This window comes from Peribacillus sp. NPDC058002, from assembly GCF_042886655.1.
In the GTDB taxonomy this organism is placed as follows: domain Bacteria; phylum Bacillota; class Bacilli; order Bacillales; family DSM-1321; genus Peribacillus; species Peribacillus aracenensis.
Genome location: NZ_JBHVQU010000356.1, coordinates 1 through 2,887, shown reverse-complemented (window position 1 = coordinate 2,887; position 2,887 = coordinate 1). Strand labels below are relative to the sequence as shown.

Sequence of the window (2,887 nt, the reverse complement as noted above, 5' to 3'; positions counted from 1 at the left end):
GTATGGTCGACCAGGATTTAGCAGTTGTTCACTCCCGACTTATGCCTGTCTTTTTCAGAAATATGCTGATTGAACGAGGCATACAGCTTATCGAAGTGCCAGTTGATGAGTACTTGACCTTGGGCTGTAATGTTCTTGCCATTGCTCCGCGGGTTTGCGTGATATCTTCTGGTAACGCTTACACAAAACAAAAGCTTATTGATGCGGGAGCAACGGTTTATGAATACAAAGGAACTGAGATCAGTTTCAAAGGCACTGGCGGTCCAACTTGTTTAACCTGCCCGGTGGTGCGTACAAATATCAATGAAGGGGGATTGGAATGAGTCGATTACTATGGGGTACTCCAGAAACGCTCCGTGCTTTGTTATGTGAACTTGTTAGCTGGGATAGCCGTACTCTTACACAAGGAGAACAATTGTTTCCGTATAAAGTGCAAGAGAAGTTGAGGGAGCTTGATTATTTTAAAAGGAATCCGGCGCACTTATCGCTTCACGAGGCTGATTTAGGGAGGAATTTTGTCAATGCCTTTTATAAACATCCTGATAGCAAGGAGACTGTTGTATTAATTAGCCATTTTGATACGGTTCATACTGAAGAATACGGTGATCTTGAGACTCTTGCATTTCAGCCAGAGGAGCTCACGAAAAAACTTCATGACAGGAAAGGTGAACTGCCGGAAGAAGCGCGCATTGATCTTGAATCAGGAAAGTACTTGTTTGGCAGAGGAACGATGGATATGAAAATGGGTCTTGCCCTTCATATGGCTATCATCGAAAAGGCAAGCATCGAACAATGGCCGATCAATCTCCTGCTGTTAACGGTTCCTGATGAAGAAGTGAATTCCGCGGGAATGAGGGCTGCAGTTAAAGAACTTGTGACTTTACGTGATAAATATGGCCTTTCCTATAAAATGTTTTTTAATAGTGAACCGTCTTTTTCACAGAAACCGGGCGATAATAGACATTATATTTATTCAGGAACTTTGGGGAAAATCATGCCCGCTGCACTTTTTTATGGGAAAGAAACTCATGTAGGTGAGCCATTAAAGGGCATGACAGCTAACTATATAGCCTCTTTCCTCACGCAGCTTATGGAGTGGAACACTCTTTTTCAAGAAAGTGATCTTGGTGAGGAAACACCTTTACCGGTATCGCTTCAGCAAAAAGATCTAAAACTACAATATTCAACACAGACACCTTATCGGGCAGCCGCGCTTTATAATGTGTTCATTATGAAAAGGACAGCTGCAGAAATAATGGACCTATTCGAACAGGTTGCTAACGAAGCAGCGATGAAATGCAATGAATCTTATAAAAGGCTTTGCCTTCGTGAACAAATTGAAGGTGTAGGTGAAGTACAAGTATTGCGTTACGAAAAGTTACTTTCATATGCCGAGGGCAAATTTGGCGGGAGTTTTGTTGAGCAAATAAAGAGTGATGTTAAAGGAAACATGGAATTGGATGAGCGGGAAAAATCAGTGCGGATCGTTGAAAAATTGATGATACAATGTCAGGAGCTTTCACCCGCCATTGTATTGCTGTTCGCACCGCCATATTATCCAGCCGTCAATACGTCCGATGATCCGCTTATCATGGAATCTGTGAAATTAATGAAGGAAACTGCGAGAATGCTTGGTGAGGAAGTCAGCCAAATTCATTATTTTAATGGCCTTTGCGATTTAAGCTATGTTCATTATAATGATGAGTCTGATGGCTGGACAGCTTTTGAAAAAAATACACCAGTCTGGGGCGATACTTACAGCATTCCTTTCGCGGATATGCAAAAACTTCAGGCACCCGTACTTAATGTGGGTCCTTTCGGCAAGGATGCCCACCAGCGTACAGAGCGCCTTCACATCGATAGCGCCTTCGTCCATACGCCCGTCATGCTGGAGAAGTTAATTAAGAATATGTTTAAGTGTTTGGTTGAGAAGTGATGGTCCGTCAGGAGAACTGGAATAAAAGTATATAACTTTAACTGGGGGAATTTAAATGAATGACCTGCCTAATGGTCAAATCACTTCCGAGCCGATTAGTCAGAAAAATAAGCCGCTTAACCAACTGACGGAGCTACCGGAAAAAGGGATTAATCCTTTTGTATTAATGTTTATCGTAATTGTAATCGTGACGGTTTTAACCTATATCTTACCCGCGGGCCAATATGAAAGAATTGAAAAGGATGGCCGAAGTGTAGTTGATCCCACTTCTTTTGAATTCGTTGAATCAACACCAGTGGGATTATTGGAAATGTTCAGCAGCATTCACGCAGGGATGATTGAAGGAGCGTCAATTATCTTGTTCGTCTTTTTGTTTGGCGGAGCACTGGGAATCATGCAGGCAACAGGAGCACTGGATTCTTTCATTAAGTTTGTGGCTGTCCGATTCGGAAAAAAAGAGAGATTGCTTATTCCGTTGATGGTATTAATCTTCGCATCATTAGGGACACTGATCGGCTCTGCTGAAGATTCATTAGTTTATATCGCAATCATTGTTCCGATGACGATTGCATTGGGCTTTGATGCCCTTACAGGCTTTGCGATCGTCATCCTTGGAACATTGGCGACTGGATTCATCTCGGGCATTACGAACCCTTTTAATGTAGGGGTTGCCCAAAGCATTGCAGAACTGCCCATGTATTCGGGAATGGGATTGCGGATCGCTCTTCTTGCAGTGTTTTATGTCGTTACAGTATTGTACATCTATTTCCATGCAATGAAGGTTAAAAGAGATCCTGAACAGGGGGAGTATGGGAAATTCAGGCGTGAAGAACATGCACATCTTGATAAAAATTTTAGGATGAGTAAAAGACATAGCGCTGCTTTAATTATTTTATTGGTGAATTTCATCCTATTAGTATATGGAGTTATTAAATTAGGATGGTATATAAG

2 protein-coding genes and 1 pseudogene are annotated in these 2,887 nt (G+C 42.0%); all 3 read left to right on the top strand.

Translation table 11 applies throughout. The features are described 5' to 3' along the window. The coding region (locus tag ACFVSH_RS24935; protein WP_387708432.1) for an arginine deiminase family protein at positions 1-323 on the top strand (323 nt) is incomplete at its 5' end. Next, a complete protein-coding gene (locus tag ACFVSH_RS24930; RefSeq protein ID WP_387708431.1) occupies positions 320-1,936 on the top strand; it encodes a M20/M25/M40 family metallo-hydrolase in 1,617 nt (538 codons plus the stop codon). The genes ACFVSH_RS24935 and ACFVSH_RS24930, both read left to right, overlap by 4 nt. Positions 1,937-1,991: 55 nt before the next feature. Then, a pseudogene (locus tag ACFVSH_RS24925) lies at positions 1,992-2,887 on the top strand (YfcC family protein); the annotation flags it as partial.

What these genes read in the sequence shown, in the direction of transcription:
- ACFVSH_RS24930 (WP_387708431.1), top strand. Translation starts at nt 320, where the DNA reads ATGAGTCGATTACTATGGGGTACTCCAGAAACGCTCCGTGCTTTGTTA.